This is a genomic window from Parvibaculum sp., assembly GCF_030694575.1.
In the GTDB taxonomy this organism is placed as follows: Bacteria; Pseudomonadota; Alphaproteobacteria; order Parvibaculales; family Parvibaculaceae; genus Parvibaculum.
Genome location: NZ_JAUYUS010000094.1, coordinates 20536 through 39954 on the forward strand (window position 1 = coordinate 20536; position 19419 = coordinate 39954).

The following is a 19419-nucleotide window of genomic DNA, read 5'->3' on the forward strand; positions in this document are numbered from 1 at the left end:
CTGTCTACACAACCCGCTTCTTCTCGGATTCCTCTTCCGAGAAAATCTGGCGCAGCGAATAGGTCGGGCCTTCCATGCCCGTCACCTCGCACACCGAGACCACTTTTCGTTTTCCGTCCGACTGCCGCGCCGTATGCACGACCGAATGAATGGCGCCCGCGATGAAGCGGCGCACCGCCTGAAGATCGGCGGAGAAACCATGGAGGCCGATCAGCATTTCCAGTCGCTCCAGCGCATCGCGCGGCCCGTTCGCGTGAAGCGTCGCCATCGAGCCGTCATGGCCGGTGCCCATCGCCTGCAGCATTTCAATTGCCTCGCTCGACCGGACCTCGCCGAGAATGATGCGGTCGGGGCGCATGCGGAGGACGTTGCGCAGCAGATCGCGCGCCGTGACCTCGGTTGCACCGTCGGGCGAGGAGGGCCTCGTTTCGAGGCGCACCACATGCGACTGCTGGAGTTGCAACTCGGCCGCATCCTCGATCGTGACGAGGCGTTCCTTCGCGCCGATATAGGAGCTCAGCACGTTGAGCAGCGTCGTCTTGCCGGAGCCGGTGCCGCCGCAAATGAGAATGTTCCGCTTGCCGCGCACGGCACCGGAAAGGTATTTCAGCATCTCCGGCGTCATCGTGTCGTTGCGCACCAGATCATCGCCCGTCATCGGGATGTGCTTGAACTTGCGGATCGAAAGGATCGGTCCGTCGAGCGCCACGGGCGGAATGATGACGTTGACGCGCGAGCCATCCGGAAGGCGTCCGTCGACATAGGGCGTGCCCTCGTCCACGCGGCGGCCTATGGGGCTGACGATCCGCTGGATGACGTTCATCAGATGCGTCGTATCGCGGAAGCGGGTCTGCACGAGTTCAAGCTCGCCGCGCCTTTCGACATATATATTCGCGGGGCCGTTGACGATGATGTCGTCGACGGTCGGGTCGCGGAGCAGGGGTTCCAGCGGACCGAAGCCGACGATCTCGTTCTGCACGTCCTCGATGAGCTGCGCCCGCTCGCGCATGTTGAGCGCTATGCCGCGCGACATCAGGACAACGGCAATGGCACGGGCGATCTCATCCTGCAGCGCGGCGAGCGGAATCGTTTCCCCTTCCACGCCCTGCTGGTCGAGATATTCAAGCGTCAGGTCGAAGACGCGGAACTTGATCTCCTGGTAGCGATCCGAAATGCCGATATCGCTGACGGGATTGCCGGTTTCGAGCGTGTAGGGCTGCATCGACTTCATGGCAAGACTCCGAGAAGCTTGCGCGCCCACATCTTGATCGGCTGCATGCGCTCGCCCTCCGCCGCGAGGCGAGGCACAAGGCCGAGGTCTTCGAGATGGCGCGACAGCTGCTGCGCATAAGGCGTGGATGCGTCGAGCGAGAGCGGTTCGCCCCTGTTGACGCTTTCCGCGAGCTGATGCCAACGCACCGGAAGCTCGATCGCGTGGGCCGCACCGACGGCGCTTTTGATACCGGCCGCATCCGGCGCCATGCCCGGCGCGAATTCATGGACCACAAGCACGGGCTCGCCTTCGCCGGACCGAACCTGCCGCACGAAGCGCAGCATTTCCGCCGCCCCCTTGATGGAGGTGAAGCGCTGGTTGCAGGGCAGGAAGAAGAGGGCGCCTTCGCCCGGCAGCCCGAGGAGTTCTTCCTGTTGCGAAAAGGGCCCGCAGGAGACGATCACCACGTCGTAGAGCGACTGACATATTTCGAGCAGCGCGCGGAGATCGTGAACATTGACCGCCCAGGTATCCGCTTCGCCGTGGATGGCCAGCGGCAGGACATAGAGGCCGGACCGCGGGCAACGGGCGAGCGCGGAATCGAGCAGCGCGCGGTCGAGCCGGGACATTTCCTTCACCGCTTCCCTGACGCGGAAGGAAAGATCGAGATTGAGCGAGATCGCGGCATTGCTGGCGGGCAGCCCGAGATCGACGAGCAGCACACCGTCCCGCGGCCGGGCGGCGGCAATGGCGGCGCCGAGATTGACCGCGAAGTCGCCATCCTCCTCGGAGGCACCCGCGCTCAGCACCGTCACGATATGGGAGGCGGCGGCGCTGCGCGGGCGGCCGCTGGCGATGTGGCGCGCGACGACGTTGCGCATGTCGTCTTCGGCCGCATCGCGGTCGAGGAAGTCCTGTGCGCCCGCACGCATGGCGGTGAGGATAAGCTGCGCGCCAGCTTCGTTGCCGATCACGATCATCGGCAGATCGGGAAACCAGGCGCGGATGGAGGACAAGCGCTCGAAAGCCGTGCGGGCGCCCATGCGGACATCGCTGTCGACCAGTACGCCTTGCGGCTGGAACTGGCTCGCAACATCCTCGACATTGTCGACCGCGGGGTCGGCCGACATGACGGTCGACGTCGCTTCAAGCGCCTGCTTGACCTGAGCGATCAGTTGTCTGTCTCCGGAGACGAGGAGAACGCGTTGCATCTGGCGCTACCTCATCAGACCGTGTTTGACGACATGTTTGTCGAGCGTGTTCACGTTGAGCAGGTTCTCTCCCACCGTCGGATCGTAAATCTGTCCCTCGCCGGGCAGCGGCGGAACCTCGCCTGCCTCCATCGGCGAAACGAGGCGCGGCGTCGCCACGATGATCAACTCCTGACGCTCGCGGGCGTTCTGCGTGCGCTTGAAGAAAGTTCCGATAATCGGCAACTCGCCGATGCCGGGCAGCCGATCTTCGACGTTGCCGGAGGTGCTGTACATGAGCCCCGCCAGGACGAAGCTCTGGCCGTCGCCGAGCTCGATGGTCGTGCGGGTCGAGCGGGTGCGGAGCGCGGGAATGCGAAAGCCCTGCACGACGAGCGCGTTCGTGTAATCGAGCTCGCTCACCTCCGGGCTGACCTTGAGGACGATCCTGTCATTATCGAGTACGGTCGCCTCGACGTCGAGCTGGACGCCGAATTTCTTGTATTCGATGGTCACGGTGCCGTTGCCGGCGCCGGATTGCGGAACGGGGATCGGGATCTCGCCGCCCGCCAGGAACGCCGCATCCTCGCCGCTGCGCACGAGCAATGTCGGTTCGGCGAGCAATTGCGCGAGATTGGCGCTGCTCAATGCGCTGATGACACCGAGGACGTTGCTGCCCGGCCATGCCATCAGAAGATTGAAAGCCTGACCGATCGGCAGGTCGGTGTTGGGGTCGAAGCCGACGCCCGGCGTGTAGTCGAAGCCGGTGCCGGAGCTCGGGCCGAGAGCGGCGAACTGGAAGTTGTTGTCGAGGCTCTGGAAATTGAAGCCGAGCGCCTTCAGCGTGCTTGTCGAAACGGCGGCGAAGCGGACCTCGACGGCCACCATGCGGCGGTCGGCGACGGTCGTCATGTCGTTCACTTCCTTGCCGAGATAGGATTGCGCAATCGTCCGGGCGCGCTGCTGTGCGTCGAGGCTGTAGACCTGCCCTTTCAGGACCACGCCCTTGCCCGTTTCAACGGCCTTCACGTCGGAGAGCGTGGGATCGCGGCCGAGTTCGGACTGAAGGCCGGCAAGATCGGCGCCGACCACCACGTGGTAGGACTGCGAGGCACCGCCGGTGAACCAGATGGTGAGGCCGGTGGTGCCTTCCTTCTGACCGAGCACACGCAACTCGCGCGACGAAATCACCTTCACGTCGATGGTGGCGGGGTCGGCGATCGCGATGCGGTCCACCGTCTGCCCGAGCTTCAGGATGCGCTGTCCGCCGGTCGCGATGCTGAGGGTCGCATCCGCCGCGAGAGCGCCCGCATGGGAAAACAGAAGAACTGCGAGGAAAGTAAAGAGCGCAAACGAGATTGCGGCTCCGGATCGGTCGAACGTCTGCCTCACTCTCCCCCGCCCTTTCTTCATCATCTCCCCGGACATCCTTCTCTCAACGTGGTGTCGTAACGGTGCTTTGATTTGCGCCGGAGTAAATCGTGATGCGGTGCCCGCCGGAGCGGCCCGCTTCATTTTCCGTTGCCGTTTCGACGGGCGCCACGGCCGCGCCGGCGGGCCCGAGATCGTCGAGCGCGACAAGCTCGGCGGGCGCGACGTCCCGGTCGGCCGGATTGCGGATGGCAAGCGTGACATGGCCGAGCCGGCCGGCGAGCGCGAGGCGCGCAAGCGCGCCGGGCGGTGCGGCGACCGTTACGGTCCGCGCGCCGGCATTCGCCTGGCCGCCCTGATGCGACAAGGCGGGACCGACGGCGAGAACCTCCATATCCTGAAGCAGAAGCGTGCTCTTGCTCCGGTCGCCTTCGCGCTGACCGATGCCGCCCTGCTGCCCATAGACCGCACCGGGAAATGTGGCAAAGACATCGACACGATCGCCCGCCTGCAGGAAACCGCCGACGATATCTTCCTCGACGACGCGAATCGCGAAGGCGCGCTGGCCTTCCGGCACCAAAGCAGCGATGCCCGCCGCGGCGGGCTCGGTGCTCAGGCTGTGCTGAAAGACAATCTGCGAGGCACGAATGTCGTCGGTGGCGACGCGGCCGACGGCAGGCGCGGCGTCGGCGAAGCTCCCTGCCGGTGCAGGCCCCGCCATGCGCCGTAGCATGACATCGCCGCTTGAAATCGTCTGACCGCGCGGCACGTCACGCGTCGCGACAAGGACACTCACGGCGGTTTCGGCATCGAGGCCATCGCCCGCGGGACGTTCGGCCGTCCGATGGGAGGGTGTATCTCTCGCGGAAATGTTGAGCCAGATGAGCGCGACGGCAGCGACGATGAGCGCAATGCCCAGCCCGAGAAGAAGCACGGGGTTTCGCTGAATCCGCTGCACGAAATTCATATGGCTTTCCTCCCTCTCGTCCAACCGGCGCCCCCCAGCGCCACATCTCGATGATCCGGATGCCCGGATGTCGTCTTCGCGTACCCTTCCAGTGTAAGAATCAGGTTCGCCAATAAAGTCCTAATACTACACTTTTCATTTGGCGTATTTTGCCGAAAAGCCGCAACATTATTCTGCGCGCAATGCGGAGCTCTGCATCGGATTGTCCATGCCGTCAGTATGGAAATATCGCTGACCTAAAGCATTCATCGGCGGACGGTCTTTCGCCGAACATCATCTTTCTCTCGCATAGAATCGCGGGGCTTCGCTTCCAAACAAGCTCACACAAGCTTGGTGCGCATTGTGGCGATATTTTGCCCAAGCGATGTGACTACGAGAAAGAGATAGTTGGAAGTGTGAGGGAGATATCGCACTGAATCGTGGAGATTTTAATTGAACACAAGTCGAACAACTCGCACGTAGCTCGACAAACCGCACACGGATAGTTTCCGTGTTACTCAAATTAAAGACAGTACTCGTCTTTATTGTTTTTCCTTGCGCTGTACCATTTGCCCTCAGGGACCTCGAAACGAGGCGGAGGGATCAGTGTTCCGTAGAACAAAGACGTTTCTCATCACCGCATCGGCCATGACGATGCTCTGCCATCCCGCGCTCGCGCAGAGCGCGCCGCCTTTGACGGCGCCGTCGCCCGGTACCGTTCTGTCGCCGCCGCCGCCCGCACCCGACCTGCAAAGGCGCGAAGTGCCGGAGCTGCAGGAAGATCTCGGATTGCCGGACGGCTCCGAACAGGTTCTCAACTTCCGCGTCTCGAGCGTCCGCGTGGTCGGCGCCACGGTCATCGACAAGCGCGCGCTCGCAGCACAGTTCGACGGTCTTCTCAACCGTCAGATCACAGCTGCGGATTTGCGCGCCGCGCTGGATGGAGCGAACGCGCTCTATACCGACGCTGGCTATGCGCTCGGCCGCGCCTATGTTCCCGTGCAGGTGCTGCAAGGCGGCGCCCTCATCGTTCGCGTCGTCGAAGGCTTCGTCGGCGAAATCCAGATCAACGCCGCCGATCCGGCCGTGCGCCGCATGGTGGAGGATTTCAGCCGCCGGATCGTCGCGGAAAAGCCGCTGCGCACGGCAACGCTCGAGCGCTACTTGCTCCTCATCAGCGACATTCCCGGCGTGACGCTGGGCGGCCAGCTGCAGTCGATGGATGTCTATTCCGGCGCGGCAACGCTCGCGCTCACGGTCGAGAGCAAGACGTTGACCGTGTCGACGGCACTGGACAACAGGGCCAATCTCGACGATGCGCCATTTCAGGCTTATCTCACGGGCGCGCTCAACAATATATTCGGGTTTGGCGACGAGTTGTCGATCACAGGGCTCGCGACACCGGAAATCGAAGCGCAGCAATATTTTCGCGGCGCCTTTTCCACCTTCATCGGCACGGACGGACTGCGGGCATCGATCGGCGCGGCCTATGCGAAGTCCGAAGCGGCGGATATGCCCCCCGGCATCGAACTCGTCAGCACGAGCACGCAGGTCGACTTTCTGCTGAGCTATCCGCTGATCCGCGCGACCACCGAGACGCTCACAACATTCTTCGGTGCCTATTTCACGGATGGCAAAAACGAAGTCAACGGCTTCACCTACAGCAAGGACGCGATCAGAGCCGCGCATATCGGCGGCAGCTACGTCGCGAAGCTCGACGAACGCCTCTCGCTCGGATCGCATCTGCGCGTGACGCAGGGCTTTTCGCTCTGGGACGCGGGGCCGGAGAACACGCTCCATTCCCGCCTCGGCGCCACGGCGAACTTCATCAAGGTGCAGAGCGGCGCGAGCCTGGGCTATGCGGCGACCGAGCGGCTGCTTCTCGGTTTTCGCATGGAAGGCCAGTACAGCCCGGACTCGCTTTTCAGCTCCGAGGAAATCAGCTTCGGTGGCGCGCGCTTCGGACGCGGCTACAACAATTCCGAAATCAGCGGCGACAGCGGCTTCGGTGCGTCGATACAGGCGAGCTACCGCTTCGATGTCGAGATGTTCGGCGGCTGGTCGGTGACGCCTTATACTTTCCTCGATCATTCGCAGGTGTGGAATACCGAGGTCGACCAGCAAGGCAATGCGCGGCTGCTTTCGACGGGTATCGGCGTGACGGTCTCCAACCGGCGCTGGCTCTCGGTCGGCCTCGAACTCGACAAGCCGATCAACCGCACACCGATCGCGCAGGACGACAAGGACCCCCGGCTGTTCGTTTCGTTTGAAGTCCGGTTCTGATACGCGCCCTGCCTGAACTGAAAAGGCCCGGCGAAAATCGCCGGGCCTTCCGTTTGAGGAACCCGATAAGGACTCCCCGGGGGGTTCACATGGGGATCAATTCCCGCCCAGAAGACCACCGACGACGGGCAGGCCGCCGACGATGCCGGAGACCGGACCTGTGACCGGTGCGGTCGATCCGGTGCCCGACTGCGTGCCGCCCAGGGCGCCGCCGACGACAGGCAGGCCGCCGAGAGAGCCGGTGACGGGAGCGGCAGCACCGCCGACAATGCCCGCGCCCGTGCCCAGGATATTTTCGAGGACGGGGATGGCCGGCGCGAGGACGCTCTGGCTCGGGCTCGGCTCATTGCCCGCGATCACATTGAGGATGCCGGTCGTCGACTGGCCGATATATCCAAGCGCAGGCTCGCCCGCGGGCAGGAGATTGCCGAGAAGGCCGCCATCGCCACCGCCGGCGGGCGTGTTCTGGCCGAGCAGATTGCCCGCGAGGTCGGTGCCGGTGAGATCTGCGACGAGACCGCCGCTGCCCGTGACGCCGAGAGCGGGGAGGCCCGCGAGTGCGTCCGTCAGCGCCGAGACAGGCAGGGCCGAGGCCAGCGGCCCGGCGACCGGCGCGAGCGGCGGGTTCGCCGCCTGGTCGTTCAGGAGCGCACCGAGAAGCCCGTCATTGCCGCCGGCGATGCTGGCGCCGACGACGCCGCCCGTGTCGAGGAGGCCGCCAAGCATGTCCGCGCCGGCGAGATCGGCGATGACGCCGCCCTCGCCCATGATGCCGAGGCCGACGACTTCGGCATCGGGATCGCCCGCAAGCGCCGCCGCGGCCGAGGGGAGCAGCCCGCCGGAGCCCGAGCCCAGAATGGAACTGACCGGATTGCCGGGGCCGAACATATCGTCGAGATAGCCGCCGAGCGGGTCGGTGCCTACAACATTGTCCAGAATGCCGCCACCGCCCGTTACGCCGAGGCCGGAGCCGCCCCCTGAAGCCGCACCGCCGCTGCCGCCCGAATTATTCGCGCCGGCGGCAACGACACGGCTGCCGCTTCCGCCGCCGACTTCCGACGACATGGCGATCTTGTCGGTTCCGCAAGCGGCAAGACCCAGACAGACCACGGAGGCGACCAGAGCTTTTCCCGACACGTTTGCTCCTCCCGTTCCGGTCCCGCGCCAGCCCCGAAAGGCGGCCGCAGGCGCTTCTCTTCCCTGCCTTTTTTTGTAGAACGGCGCTTTATGAAAGGGTGTGGGGTTATGTCTATTTGTGTGCCCCTGCTTAACTGACCTTGCTCCTGGTGCGCATACGGAGGATTCTTCGTTTATCGTTAGGTAACTTCCCGGCGTTCTAGTGGAGCCGACAGAAGCCGGGATGCGGAGGAAACGAATGCCGCTCTCATCGATGGAACTCTTGCGCCGCTACCGGCGCGACGAGCGGGGCGTCGTCTCGGTGATGGCCGTCGGCGCGCTGGTGCTCTCGCTCGCGGTCGCGATGATCGTCATCGATGCGGGGGCGATGCTTTATGCGCGGCGGGACCTGCAGGCGGCAACCGACGCCGCAGCGCTCGGCGCCGTAAGACAACTTCAGAGCGCGGAAGCAGCGCAGGCCGCGGCGGCATCCATTTTCGATATGAACGACTATTCGACCGCCGGCATCACAACAGTGCGCGGCATCTACGTTGCCGACCCCTCGCTTGCCCCGGAGGATCGCTTTACGGAGGCGGACGGCACCACGGAGCCGCCGCAAATCAACGCTATCCGCGTATTGAAAAGCTCGCAGGCGCCGACCTATTTCGCACGCGTGTTCGGCTTCGGCAATCTGACCGAAATCAGCACCGTGTCGACGGCGGCATACATGAAGACCGTTTCGTTTTCGGCGGGGACGCGCGTTGCCGAACTCAATGAAGGCCTGGCCAACCAGGTGCTCGGCGGACTTCTGGGGACCACGCTGAACCTGTCGCTGATCGACTATAACGGGCTCGCGAATGCGAACATCAATGCGCTTTCATTTCTCGATGCGCTGGCGACCGAGGTCGGACTGGAGGCGGGGTCCGATACCTATGGCGACCTGCTGAGCGCGAATGTCACGCTCGGCGATCTCGTCGCCGCAGCCGTGGAAGTGTTGAACAGCGACACTTATGAAGGCGACCGGGCCAATGCGCTGCAAGCCCTCGCACAATTGCCGGCTGCCGGCGTGTCGGTACCGCTCGACCGGATCGTCGATGCCGCTCCCTTTGCCGGGCGGACAATCGGGTCCATCGGGTCGGGGCTGGGCGACGGATTGACGTTCAATCTGTTCGATCTGGTCTCGGGCGCGGCCACCGCGATGGGCGAAGGACAAGCGGTCGGGATCGCCTTCACACTACCACCGCTTGCCTCGGTGACGGGAAACGTAGTCGTCGGCGAACCGATGGCGCGGATGGCGGTCGGCAAGATTGGCGACAGTGTCCACACATCGCAGGTGACCATCGATCTTCAAATCGCAATCAATACAGGCATTTCAGGTCTGCTCAGTTCGAATATTCTGATTCCAATCCGTATCGCCGCAGGACAGGGACAAGCGACAGTCGCCGATATTCCTTGCGAGCCGGCCGGCACGCGGACCGTCCTTACAGCAACAACGCAAGCGGGTATCGCACATTATGGCGCAACACCCGGCTCGACATTTCCGCTTGCCACGATCGATGTTCCCCTTCTTCCGGATATTCAATTGAGTGCCCGAGGTTCATATCCTATTGCATCCGGTGGACCCACGGACTTCAGTTTCACGCAGAGCGATATAGACAGCGTTCCACCGCAAGTTAAGGAAATGTCGTCGGATGTCTCCGTGATCTCGGGGCTTGCGAACGCACTTGAAGTCCAGCCTGATATCTTGAACGGGGTACTGGACTCGCTCCTCACGGTCGTCAGCGAGGTTTTGGGCGCCCTCGACCCTGTTCTCAATTCTCTACTGCGAACACTCGGCGTCAAGCTCGGAGGCTTGGACATGATCGTTCACGGCGTCCGCTGCAATGCGCCGGTGCTTGTTCTCTAGGCGACACTTCTCTGCAATTCGGCTCACACAGTTACGGCGGGGCAGTCTAGAAATCGGGTGACCGGCCCGGAACGAACGGATGGAAGAGCGTCATGCGCGCACTCATCTATGACGACGATGAAGACCTCGCGCAGGAATGCGCGGAGGCGCTGGCGCGGCGCGGCTTCGAGACGACAGCGACGCGGAAGGGACGGACGGATTTTTCCGCGCTGGTGGCCGCATTCGAACCCGACCTCATCCTGCTCGATGTGCACATGCCGGAGTTCAACGGTTTCGAGGCGCTGCAGGTTCTCGCGCAGAGCCCCCGCAAGGCCGCGACCTCGGTCATCATGATGTCCGGGGCGCGAGACAATCTCCTCAGTGCCGGAAGCGCGCTCTGCGAGGCGCATGGCATACGCCTGCTCGGCACGCTGTCGAAACCATTCGGCCTTTCCGAACTCGACGGGCTTCTCTCCGGAAGCCGTTCGTAATTCCGGCACCCCCGGCACTCCGCCCTTTTACAAAAGTCGACACAAGCGCGCCGCCTTGGGACAGGTGAATTTACCGGGGGTTAAGTCCGCTGCCCTTTCATAGGGCAACGGCGGATTGCCCGCCATCGCCGCTGTCCTGGAGCCTGAGATGCGTGCTTGCGTGCTTGTCGCCGACGACGACCCTGTGCAGTTGCAGGAAATGGCCGAGTTCCTGCGCGGGAACAATCTCGACGTCATTACGGCGAACGATGGTCACGAAGCCATCGAACGGATCGCCAGCGAGCGGCCGCGCATTCTGATGCTCGATGTGAACATGCCCGGCTGGGACGGCGTCCGCGTGGCCGAGGCGGCGCGGAACCTCAATCACAAGGTCATCGTCATGCTGATGACCGGGGAGAGCGAAACCTACCATTATGCGAGTCTCGCCGATTGCGGCGCGGTCGCGGTTTTCCGTAAACCCGTGCAGCTCGCCAAGATTACGGATTTCCTGCGTTCCGCTTTGGGACAAGCGGACGCCGCCTGAGGCATTAACCACTACTCACCAAGTTCGACGCTCTTAACCTATTGAAAACTGATAGGTTCTGCCTAACCTCATTCGCAGAGGACAGGCATGATCAAGTTCGCGATCAAATCCCTGATGGTACTGGTTCTGGTTGGACATGCCATCAAACTTGCGGAGCCCGCCGATCCGGTCGCGGCCGAACCCCGCTTCATGCCCGCGACTTATTCGGATGGACCCGAAGCCCGCGCGGCGGAGCCTGAAATCGCCGACCGGCTTTCCACCTTCACCAATGCACAGATCGTCGTTTCGCATGCGGCGCGCGACGCGTCAGGCTTTTGCGAGCGTCAGCCGCTTGCCTGCCAGTCGGGCCGCGAACTGCTGGTTCGCGCGGCGATGGGCATCCGCGATATTGCGACGGGTATCGTAAACTGGGCGGATGAGGAAGACGGCGCCCGAACGGCGGAAATCGATCCGGACGCGGAGTATCGGCCGCTTGAGGGCTATCGCGGCGCCTACCCCCTCCTGCCGGCGGCGCCTCCTGCCCGGCAGAGCGCCTTCTGATCGGCTTCGACCGTATCAGCTCTGGCCGGCGGGGCCTGCAAGCGCCCGGAGTTGATCCTCAAGCCTCTGCGCCATCTCCGGCATGTCGCGCTTCAAGGCTTCCACACGCTGCAACATGCTCTTCGCCGTCAGATAGGCGACGTTGAAGCGTCTGCTCACTTGCGACGCGGTGAGGTTTTGCTTTCTGATTTCGGTCGCGTAGAAAAGTTTCACCCAGGCGGAAACGGGCAACCGGGAACGGTGCAGTTGTGTACCCGAGGTGACGCTGTATTGGCAGCGGCGGCAGGCCTTGCAGGTCCACAGCCCCGGGCGCGTCGTCAGGCGGCTTGCGGCACCATGAGCGCCGCAGTTCATGCAGACGGGGCCGCCGGGCCAGCGGGCCTTCTCGAGAATCTCACGGCAGATTTCTTCGGAGTCGAGCGTTTCCGCAATCGAGCGGGGACGTGCTACGCGCGTATCCGGTTCGCTGTGCCGGGAGTGGTAGGCACGCACTGCGTATTGTGGCTCATGCGACATTCTTCACTCGCTTGCGTTCGTTCGCCTGTTATTTTCCGCGAGCATGAACGGAAGTTCCCGAGGCCGCGCCGCGTGGGGGGTTCGCGGTATGCGCGACGCCAGCCTCGGGCGGGCACCGGTGAGACGGCGACGGGGAGAGCAACCGGCATTCCTGTAATCCTGGCGACCTTGTGTGCAGAGTGGGGGGCTCGTGAGGCCGGCGAATTCGCAGGGTTCCTGCCTTACTCTTCCATGTCACCGGGGATGGGCCGGCGCCCTTTTCGACAACTTCCATTCAGCTCGTTTTCAATTGTCGCAACCGACCCTGCCAAGTCATGGGGAATTAGGTCGAATTATGTAATCGCGTCCGCCTTGTGCACGCCCCCGGCCATCCGCTATTCCATGGAAGCGAGCGGCATGCGAAGCAGGGGGCGACGATGAACGGACTGGTAACGGCGGTCGCAAGAAGCGCCAGCCACGAGTTCAGCAAAACCCCGGTCCCCCGCATTCGCCTGCTCGCGGGGCAAGGCGTCGAGGACGATGCGCATCGCGGGGCGACGGTGCAGCATCTTTCGCGCATCGCACGCGATCCCACGCAACCCAATCTCCGGCAGGTTCACCTCATCCATGCCGAACTGCACGACGAACTCGCCGCGCGCGGTTTCGACGTCGGGCCAAGCGACATGGGAGAGAACATAACCACGCGCGGGATCGATCTGCTTGCACTCCCCACAGGCACCCGGCTCTCCATTGGCGATGCCGTTATCGAAATCACCGGCTTGCGCAATCCCTGCATCCAGCTCGACCGCTTCAGGCCGGGCCTCATGGCGGCCGTTCTCGATCGCGACACGGAGGGCAACCTGGTCCGCAAGGCGGGAGTGATGGCGATCGTGATCGAGAGCGGCCCGGTATCACCCGGCGACATCATTCACGTTGCACTGCCAACGGGACCGCACCGCGCTTTGATGCCGGTGTGACGCGCGGCCGGTTGGCGTCAGACCCGGCCTGTAAGCAGCAAGACAATCAGCACGATCAGCAACACGCCCAGCAGACCGCTCGGGCCGTAGCCCCAGCCGCGGCTGTAGGGCCACGACGGAACCGCACCGATAATCAGCAGAATGAGAATAACGAGAAGAATTGTGCTCATCGATTTGGCTCCCGGCCGGATTGCGATGATATGGAAACGTTGCCGTGTCCAGCGGGTTCCCTCACCACTCTCTTCAATGTTTTCCATTAGTGCCTAAAACAGCGGCAATCCTTACGGCGCCGACAACTTGCGCCGAATCCGCTGTGCTCTTTTTTCCCGAAACACATGAAACCGATTCGGCGCCGCCGCGTTTTCGCCACAGGTCTTTCACTTTTTCACCGCATCGGTAACGGGAGACACGGGCATGAGCTTCATTTCGGAGGTCACGCAACGCAAATGGGAGCGGCGTCTGCGTTCTTTCTGGGTCGGCGGCGGTTTGCTTTTCATTGGCGGCATTCTTGTTGCCCGTCCGCTGACGGAATCGTTCGACATGATGCGTTGGGCATTTCCTCTGGCTATCATGGCCTTGTTCTCGGCGCTTACCTTGAGCGGCGTGGCCTGGCTGATGTTGCAGTTGGCGCTCGCCCAGCGCGCCGAGCGGGACTTGCACATCCGCCCGCGGCCGATGAATTTCCGCTAGGGCGACGGAAGCCGCCTCCCGATCCGTGACGGGTGGCGGCGTTGCTGCATGGATATTGAATCGCTGTTCGAAACCTATGGTGTGCTCGACTATGCGTTGCGGCTCGGCGCCGCGGCGGCAATGGGCGGCGTTATCGGCATCGACCGCGAAGCGCGCGATCGCCCGGCGGGATTACGCACCCATATGATGACGGCGATGGCCGCCGCGATCTTCACGATCCTCACGCTGGAGCTTCACGAGGAATTCGTCGAGCGCGGCGCGCACGGCAATGCCGATCCCATCCGCGTCATCGAGGCGGTAACGGCGGGTGTCGCCTTTCTCGCCGCAGGGGCAATCATCCACATGCGGGGGCAAGTGCAAGGTCTAACCACGGGCGCCGGAATGTGGCTCGCCGGAGCACTCGGCGTCGCTTGCGGCACCGAGAATTATGCGCTCGGTCTCGTTGCCGTTGTATTGGGAGCAATTATTCTCGTCGCGCTACGGCCACTCGAGGCAAGGCTGATCCGCACGCGCAAGGAAAAAGACCCGGACGGCATGGACGAGAGTTAGGCATCCAGGCCGTGCCGCCGCCGGCCGCGATGGAACTTTCCATTTCCCTCTCCGTTATCTCGTACATCCGGGCCGCATTCCGGCTTGCAACAGAGGGTTCCCCGTCATGAACAAGATTTTTGCCGTGCTTGCTCTTCTCGTGGCCGGGATCGGCCTTTCTGCCTGCAATACTGTCGAAGGTGCCGGGCAGGACATCCAGCGCGGCGGCGCTGCGATCGAGGATACCGCGAACGACGCCAAGTAGCCGCGTCGCGCGAGAACGGAAATCAGGCGGAATCAAAACGAACAATCGAGGTGATCGAAATGCTCTATTGGGCAGCAGTCTTCTTCATTGTGGCCATTATCGCGGCAGTGCTCGGCTTCGGCGGCATCGCGTCCGCATCGGCAAGCATCGCGCAGATTCTCTTCTTCATTTTCCTGGTGCTCTTTGTCGTCAGTTTGATTTTCGGCGTGGTGCGACGTCCACGCTAACTTCCCTTCGCAGGATGCGAGCGGTGCGGGAGGATCTCTTCACGAGCTCCTCCCTGCATTCGGACCGCGCCCGGAGGCGTCCATAACCCCATCGGGCGGAACCTTTTCCAAGCGCCGTCCGTTTGTCTGTCGAACGCCGCGGCGCGAAGCCCGGCAAGCCTCATAAACCAACGTGGGAGATCGGCAAATGAATTGGGATCAAGTCGAAGGCAACTGGACGCAGATGAAAGGCCGGGTCAAGGAGGCCTGGGGCGACATCACGGATTCGGATCTGCAGAAGATCGAAGGAAAGCGCGACCGGTTGGCCGGGCTCCTTCAGGAGCGCTACGGCAAGCAGAAGGAAGCTGCCGAGAAGGAAATCGACGAGTGGCTGTCGCGGCACTGATCCTCGCGATGCCCTTCATTTCGTCCGCCGCCAGGTTCCTGCGTTGAACCGGCGGCGGATTTGCGTTTGCTGGCGAGCCCGTCCCACGCCATCCGTCTACGGAATTTTGCCAATCCGCGAAAGCGCCGGCACCCGATGTCTCACGACACAACTGCACAAAAGCCCTGTTTGACCGTCCGCGGAGCATGCTATGTCGTTGACATTGCGGAAAATATCTGAACCTTTCGACCTCTTGGGCGTTGATATGAGAGCAGTATCACCCAAAGTTGCGAATTCGATATTCGCACCGGAAGAACAGACCAGTTCGAGAATGATGAATGACAGGCTGAACGAGTGGAGCAGGAATTTCGTGGGGCAAGGAAGGCGCGATGCCCCCGTCCGCACCGCCGTGCTCGGCCGTCGGCTGCGCGAAATGTATCGCGATGTGGCGGATGAACCCATACCAGCGGAGTTTACCAGGCTGCTGGAGAAGCTCGATGCCGGGAAAAAGAACTGACGCCATGAAGCAAGAGAATGAGCAGACGTCAGAAGCACTGAGCGATGCCGAGTTCAAAAAGGAACTGGAACAGCTCATTCCTCATCTACGCGCCTTTGCGCGCAATCTGTGCGGCAAGCCCGATATGGCGGACGACCTGGCGCAGGATGCGCTTCTGAAAGCCTGGGCGGCGCGCAAACGTTACAAGGCGGGCACCAATATGCGCGCCTGGGCTTTCGTGATCCTGCGCAACCAGTTCCTGTCGCAGATGCGCCGCTCCCGTTTCTCCGGAGAGTGGGACGACAGCGTTGCAGAGCGGAAGCTCGCAACGCCGGCCCATCAGGACCACCAGATGCAATTGTCCGATTTGCAGCGTGCCCTGATGCGCCTGCCGGCGGCGCAACGCGAGGCGCTCATTCTCGTTGGCGCAGGCGGTTTTTCCTATGAGGAGGCGGCGGAGATTTGCGACTGTGCGGTCGGTACCGTGAAAAGCCGCGTGGCGCGTGCGCGCGTCGCACTCGACGAGATGATCGATACCGGCGTCTTGCCGGCACGTTCGGAAAGCATGTTGTCGGCGGGAGACACCACCGACGCCATCATGAGCGCAATGGACAAACTCACCCGCTGAGTTGCCGCTCCACAAGACAAAAAAGGCCGCCCAGAGGCGGCCTTTTGTTCGGCGGCGATGCCCGTCAGGCCGCTTTCGCTTCTTCGTCGTTGAAGAAAAGCGCCTGACCGATCGCCGCCTTGACGGTGCTCGGCAGGAAAGGCTTGGTGATGAGAAAGGTCGGCTCCGGACGTTCGCCCGTGAGCAGCCGTTCCGGATAGGCGGTGATGAAAATCACAGGCACCTGGAAGCGCGCGAAGATGTCCTTCACGGCATCGATGCCGGAGCTCCCGTCGGCGAGCTGGATGTCGGCAAGCACGAGACCGGGCTTGCTCTTGTTGACGGCGCTCAACGCCTCCTCTCTCGTCACGACGATCGCCATCACATCGTGGCCGAGATCGCGCACGATTTGCTCCAGATCCATGGAGATGATGGGTTCGTCTTCGATAATGAGGACCGTCGTCGCAATCTGACTGTCGATTTCCCTCAAGGCGGCATCGATGAGAGAGGCCACTTCATCCGCGTTCACATCAAGGATCAGACCCGTCTCGTGATTGCTGAAACCCTCCATTGCCGTCAGAAGCAGTGCCTGACGATTGATGGGAGTTATCTGGGACAGCCGGTCCGCGGCGATCTTTTCCATTCCCGTCGCTTCATCCGGCTGCGCCGCATCCGGATTTGTGGTGGCCCAAATGGCATGGAATGCGCGATAAAGGCCTACACGCGGGTCCATTGCGTGATTAACGATGCTGTCATCCGCGATTATTCCTTCAAGAAGGGAACGTACATAGGCATCGCCGCGTTTCTGATTCCCGGTGAGGGCGCGTGCATAACGGCGCAAATGCGGAAGAAGGGGGGCGATTTTGTCTGCGAGTGACATTACTTTTAGAACTCCGTATATGGTCGGCAATCCTAACCGAGTTGCGACGCGAGTGCCTGCGAATTATCATTCGCAAAAAAGTGGTAGTCCTAAGGAACCCTTGGAAAACAAAAGAGTTTCATTTCTCGAAGAAAATTTTTCCTCGCCTTCTGCGTTTGCCGCAACCGCGAACGTCCTGAAGTCGACGCCGATTGTGCGGTGAAAGCGTGACGGATGAGACAGAAAAGCAGGTAAAGCCATCGGATGGCAAATCTGCGGATACGCGCGACAAAGTGGAACAGAGCGCCCGGCGAGAGGCGCTCGGCACGGGGCTGAGGCGTGCCTATCAAAAGGTCCTGAGCGAGCCGATCCCCGATGAATTCTCCCGGCTCCTCGAGCAATTGTCGAAATCGAAGCCTGAAGGCAGCCCGGATTAGCAAAGTACGGCCAGCCGGGGTTTGTGCGGGCCAGAACTGGGGCTGAGTTTGCTGTCATTGACCGTATTGAGAAACTGGCTGGGGCGCCTGGAGGGTCGACGCCACGCCCGGCCGACGCTCCGGACACGGATAGCGATCCGGCTGGCGATCGTGCTCCTGCCGCTTTGTCTCGGGGCGGAGATTGCCCAGTATGCCATTGCACTCCATCACCAATCCCTGCGGGACAAGGCTCTGGTCGCGCGCGGCGAAGCCGTGCTGGCCAGTCAGGGAAGTGCATTGCAGGAAATGAGCATCCTGCTCGAGACAGTTTCCGCTCTGCCTGCCAGCCGCCCGTCGGACCGGGAATCCTGCAACGACACCTTTCGCCGGATCGCTGCCCAGCACAAGGATATCTCTTCCCTCCGCCTTATTGCGCTCGACGGAACCACGACGTGCCGCGGACCAGCACCTCCCCCGGAAGGGGCCGCGACAGAGCCCGCATGGGTCGACGACGCGGTGAAGGTGCAGACCTTCTCGGTCTGGTCGGCGAGCGAGCCCGCAGGGGACGACGGCGCGAGCGACACGGCGCTGATCGCAGCTCTGCCCAGCTACGATATGGACCAGAACCCCACTGGCGTGCTCGCCGTTGCCCTGTCGTTCCGGGCGCTGGCATTGACCACGCAAGGGGTGGATTTGCCGGAGACCTCCGCGCTCGCCCTTCTGGATGCCAAGCGCACCGTGCTCACGCAGCGCACCAGGGGGACGCCCGTGGGCTCGTGGCTGCCCGGTTCGCTTTCGGACACCAAGACCAATCTCATGTCCGGCACTTTCATTCAGCAAGGCCTGGACGGGACTACCCGCACCTACGTCATCACAGCTCTTCCCGGCAATATCTTCGGCGTCTATGCGGAGGAGCCTGACGAACCTTCGGTGATAGCGCGAGCGCTCCTTTACTTCGTGATCGCCTTTCCCCTGCTCATCTGGATTGCGGCGAGCCTCCTCGCCGGACGGGCGGCAGAGCGCAGCGTCATCGATCCGCTGAACCGGGTTCGGCATGCCATTCGCCGCTACATCGCGGGGGACGAGACTGCGCGCGTCGAAGACGACCCTGACGCGCCTGAAGAGGTCCAGGCGCTGGCAACCAAGTTCAACACGATGGCCGGTGCCATCCAGGCGCGAGACGAAGCGCTGCGCGCTGCGTTGGAGCACCAGAAGGCGCTTGTGCGGGAGGTCAATCACCGCGTGCGGAACAACCTTCAGGTGATGAACAGTCTCCTCAACCTGCAGAGCCGGCGCGCCAAGACGCCTGAGCAGATGGCGATCTTTCTCGATATCCAGAGACGGCTGAACGCCCTCGGCACCGTTCACAGCGCACTCTACAAAGGCGACGACTTCCGGGCGGTGGACCTGGGGGTCCTCCTGAAGGACCTGTGCCAGTCGATAGAGCGGCACCTCTCGACGGAATGGGGCCGGCCAGTGCTGACGATGCGGAGCCCGACCACCATTTTCGCCCTGCCGGACGCCGCTCTCACGCTTGCTTTCCTCGTGACCGAGTTGATTGCGGCCGCCACGTCGAGCCTCTCGCCGGAAGGGCATCCCGCCACCCAGGTCGATTTCGACCTGTCGGAACGGCCGGGCGGTGGCGCGACCTTGACCATGAAAGTGGATCAACCCGTGCTCGGCAGTCTGATGCAAAATCGCCCGGACGAAGGCCATATCAATCTTTTCCGGGGCCTCATCCGGCAGCTGCGGGCGCATATGGAGCTGGGAGAGGACAACTGCGTCGTGACCGTCACCCTGCCCGTGCTGGTCTAGTTTCCCGGAAGAATTCTTTTTTCATGTCGCGTGGAACGGTTCCTGCCGGAGGGCGTTCTTCCATTGCAATTATGATGAAGGCGTCTCTCGAGACCCCGTAATCGTTGCAGCCCCCGGTCCAG

At 62.5% G+C, this 19419-nt stretch carries 23 protein-coding genes; 15 read left to right on the forward strand and 8 right to left on the reverse strand.

Annotation, left to right across the window (positions count from 1 at the left end; all coding sequences use genetic code 11):
- Window positions 1-4: 4 nt before the first annotated feature.
- The 4 genes from Q8S60_RS12880 to cpaB are packed head-to-tail and all read right to left on the reverse strand — an operon-like array spanning window position 5 to window position 4741.
- Window positions 5-1231: a CpaF family protein gene (locus Q8S60_RS12880; protein ID WP_305275576.1), complete on the reverse strand. Its 1227-nt coding sequence runs from the start codon at window positions 1229-1231 to the stop codon at window positions 5-7.
- Window positions 1228-2424, reverse strand: coding sequence for a response regulator (locus tag Q8S60_RS12885; RefSeq protein WP_305275575.1), 1197 nt, complete (start codon window positions 2422-2424; stop codon window positions 1228-1230). The genes Q8S60_RS12880 and Q8S60_RS12885 overlap by 4 nt, the downstream gene beginning before the upstream one ends.
- A gap of 6 nt (window positions 2425-2430) precedes the next feature.
- Entirely contained in the window at window positions 2431-3795 is a 1365-nt protein-coding gene (locus Q8S60_RS12890) for a type II and III secretion system protein family protein (protein WP_305275574.1), read from the reverse strand.
- A 43-nt stretch (window positions 3796-3838) separates the two neighbouring features.
- Window positions 3839-4741: a Flp pilus assembly protein CpaB gene (cpaB, locus tag Q8S60_RS12895; protein ID WP_305275573.1), complete on the reverse strand. Its 903-nt coding sequence runs from the start codon at window positions 4739-4741 to the stop codon at window positions 3839-3841.
- A gap of 585 nt (window positions 4742-5326) precedes the next feature.
- Between cpaB and Q8S60_RS12900 the strand changes: the two genes are divergently transcribed.
- A complete protein-coding gene (locus Q8S60_RS12900; RefSeq protein ID WP_305275572.1) occupies window positions 5327-7003 on the forward strand; it encodes a ShlB/FhaC/HecB family hemolysin secretion/activation protein in 1677 nt (558 codons plus the stop codon).
- Between the two features lie 96 nt (window positions 7004-7099).
- On the opposite strand, the gene Q8S60_RS12905 is transcribed toward Q8S60_RS12900, so the two are convergent.
- Window positions 7100-8140: a hypothetical protein gene (locus Q8S60_RS12905; RefSeq protein ID WP_305275571.1), complete on the reverse strand. Its 1041-nt coding sequence runs from the start codon at window positions 8138-8140 to the stop codon at window positions 7100-7102.
- Window positions 8141-8378: 238 nt separating this feature from the next.
- Here Q8S60_RS12905 and Q8S60_RS12910 point away from each other — a divergent pair, with 238 nt between their 5' ends.
- From Q8S60_RS12910 to Q8S60_RS12925, 4 genes are all read left to right on the forward strand, one after another.
- The gene (locus Q8S60_RS12910) at window positions 8379-10025 is read left to right on the forward strand and encodes a TadG family pilus assembly protein (protein WP_305275570.1); all 1647 of its coding nucleotides are present in this window, start codon (window positions 8379-8381) and stop codon (window positions 10023-10025) included.
- A gap of 92 nt (window positions 10026-10117) precedes the next feature.
- Window positions 10118-10495: a PleD family two-component system response regulator gene (locus Q8S60_RS12915; protein WP_305275569.1), complete on the forward strand. Its 378-nt coding sequence runs from the start codon at window positions 10118-10120 to the stop codon at window positions 10493-10495.
- A 148-nt stretch (window positions 10496-10643) separates the two neighbouring features.
- Window positions 10644-11018 (forward strand): response regulator, encoded by a 375-nt coding sequence (locus Q8S60_RS12920; protein WP_305275568.1) that lies wholly within the window; start codon window positions 10644-10646, stop codon window positions 11016-11018.
- A gap of 87 nt (window positions 11019-11105) precedes the next feature.
- Entirely contained in the window at window positions 11106-11558 is a 453-nt protein-coding gene (locus Q8S60_RS12925) for a DUF5330 domain-containing protein (RefSeq protein WP_305275567.1), read from the forward strand.
- Between the two features lie 15 nt (window positions 11559-11573).
- Here Q8S60_RS12925 and Q8S60_RS12930 read toward each other — a convergent pair whose 3' ends face one another.
- Entirely contained in the window at window positions 11574-12074 is a 501-nt protein-coding gene (locus Q8S60_RS12930) for a transposase (protein WP_305275566.1), read from the reverse strand.
- 416 nt (window positions 12075-12490) lie between these two features.
- Here Q8S60_RS12930 and Q8S60_RS12935 point away from each other — a divergent pair, with 416 nt between their 5' ends.
- A complete protein-coding gene (locus Q8S60_RS12935) occupies window positions 12491-13030 on the forward strand; it encodes an MOSC domain-containing protein (protein ID WP_305275565.1) in 540 nt (179 codons plus the stop codon).
- 17 nt (window positions 13031-13047) lie between these two features.
- On the opposite strand, the gene Q8S60_RS12940 is transcribed toward Q8S60_RS12935, so the two are convergent.
- Complete coding sequence (locus Q8S60_RS12940; RefSeq protein WP_041535765.1) at window positions 13048-13200, reverse strand: DUF3309 family protein; 153 nt, start codon at window positions 13198-13200, stop codon at window positions 13048-13050.
- Window positions 13201-13444: 244 nt separating this feature from the next.
- Here Q8S60_RS12940 and Q8S60_RS12945 point away from each other — a divergent pair, with 244 nt between their 5' ends.
- The 7 genes from Q8S60_RS12945 (at window position 13445) to Q8S60_RS12975 (ending at window position 16228) form a co-directional block, all read left to right on the forward strand.
- The gene (locus Q8S60_RS12945) at window positions 13445-13720 is read left to right on the forward strand and encodes a hypothetical protein (RefSeq protein WP_305275564.1); all 276 of its coding nucleotides are present in this window, start codon (window positions 13445-13447) and stop codon (window positions 13718-13720) included.
- 48 nt (window positions 13721-13768) lie between these two features.
- Entirely contained in the window at window positions 13769-14269 is a 501-nt protein-coding gene (locus tag Q8S60_RS12950) for an MgtC/SapB family protein (RefSeq protein WP_305275563.1), read from the forward strand.
- 106 nt (window positions 14270-14375) lie between these two features.
- Entirely contained in the window at window positions 14376-14513 is a 138-nt protein-coding gene (locus Q8S60_RS12955; protein ID WP_305275562.1) for an entericidin A/B family lipoprotein, read from the forward strand.
- 59 nt (window positions 14514-14572) lie between these two features.
- Window positions 14573-14740, forward strand: coding sequence for a DUF1328 domain-containing protein (locus Q8S60_RS12960; protein ID WP_305275561.1), 168 nt, complete (start codon window positions 14573-14575; stop codon window positions 14738-14740).
- Between the two features lie 187 nt (window positions 14741-14927).
- Window positions 14928-15125, forward strand: a complete 198-nt coding sequence (locus tag Q8S60_RS12965) for a CsbD family protein (RefSeq protein ID WP_305275560.1) — start codon at window positions 14928-14930, stop codon at window positions 15123-15125.
- Window positions 15126-15315: 190 nt separating this feature from the next.
- Window positions 15316-15621 (forward strand): NepR family anti-sigma factor, encoded by a 306-nt coding sequence (locus Q8S60_RS12970; protein WP_305275559.1) that lies wholly within the window; start codon window positions 15316-15318, stop codon window positions 15619-15621.
- 4 nt (window positions 15622-15625) lie between these two features.
- A complete protein-coding gene (locus Q8S60_RS12975; RefSeq protein WP_305275558.1) occupies window positions 15626-16228 on the forward strand; it encodes a sigma-70 family RNA polymerase sigma factor in 603 nt (200 codons plus the stop codon).
- A 64-nt stretch (window positions 16229-16292) separates the two neighbouring features.
- On the opposite strand, the gene Q8S60_RS12980 is transcribed toward Q8S60_RS12975, so the two are convergent.
- Window positions 16293-17087, reverse strand: a complete 795-nt coding sequence (locus Q8S60_RS12980; RefSeq protein ID WP_305275557.1) for a response regulator — start codon at window positions 17085-17087, stop codon at window positions 16293-16295.
- A gap of 206 nt (window positions 17088-17293) precedes the next feature.
- Here Q8S60_RS12980 and Q8S60_RS12985 point away from each other — a divergent pair, with 206 nt between their 5' ends.
- Both Q8S60_RS12985 and Q8S60_RS12990 read left to right on the forward strand, forming a co-directional pair.
- Entirely contained in the window at window positions 17294-17503 is a 210-nt protein-coding gene (locus Q8S60_RS12985; protein WP_305275556.1) for a NepR family anti-sigma factor, read from the forward strand.
- Window positions 17504-17551: 48 nt separating this feature from the next.
- Window positions 17552-19297 (forward strand): sensor histidine kinase, encoded by a 1746-nt coding sequence (locus Q8S60_RS12990; protein ID WP_305275555.1) that lies wholly within the window; start codon window positions 17552-17554, stop codon window positions 19295-19297.
- The last annotated feature ends 122 nt before the right edge of the window (window positions 19298-19419 follow it).